At 40.6% G+C, this 571-nt stretch carries 1 protein-coding gene; it reads left to right on the plus strand.

Annotation, left to right across the window (positions count from 1 at the left end):
- The coding region (locus IEX97_RS13380; RefSeq protein ID WP_188883571.1) for an aldehyde dehydrogenase family protein at nucleotides 1-436 on the plus strand (436 nt) is incomplete at its 5' end.
- Nucleotides 437-571: the final 135 nt, after the last annotated feature.

Below are 571 nucleotides of genomic sequence, written 5' to 3' on the forward strand. Positions count from 1 at the left end.
CTTTACCCATCCAGAATACCCAAATGGTTTTTTTCTTGGGCCCTCTTTATTTGATGAAGTCAAAGAAGACATGGCGGTGTATCAAAATGAATTGTTTGGGCCGGTCTTAATTATAGTACGCGCGCCTGATTTTGATTCCGCATTAAATTTAGTGAACCGCAATCAATATGGAAACGGAACAGCCATTTTTACTCGTGATGGTTATACAGCCCGCGAGTATTGCCAGCGGGTACAGGTTGGAATGGTTGGTGTTAATATTCCAATTCCTGTGCCAATTGCAAGTCATCCATTTGGAGGCTGGAAGCAATCGTCTTTTGGTGACACTAACATGCATGGGGATGAGAGCATTCGTTTTTATACACGTCGTAAAACCATTACCGAACGCTGGCCAGCAACTAAAATTCACGAAGAATCATTTATTATGCCAACCCATTAACGAACGTGAGTTCGACAGAAAAATCATTTGTAACTTTTGTAGCGCTAAATGAACATTATCCCGTAAAAAAGCGAAGTTTTTCTACGGGTTCCATTCAAAATAAGCCCGTTCGATATCAGCAACATTTGGATTTTT

It is taken from the genome of Paenalicyclobacillus cellulosilyticus, assembly GCF_014647315.1.
Taxonomy (GTDB): Bacteria; Bacillota; Bacilli; order Alicyclobacillales; family Alicyclobacillaceae; genus Alicyclobacillus_J; species Alicyclobacillus_J cellulosilyticus.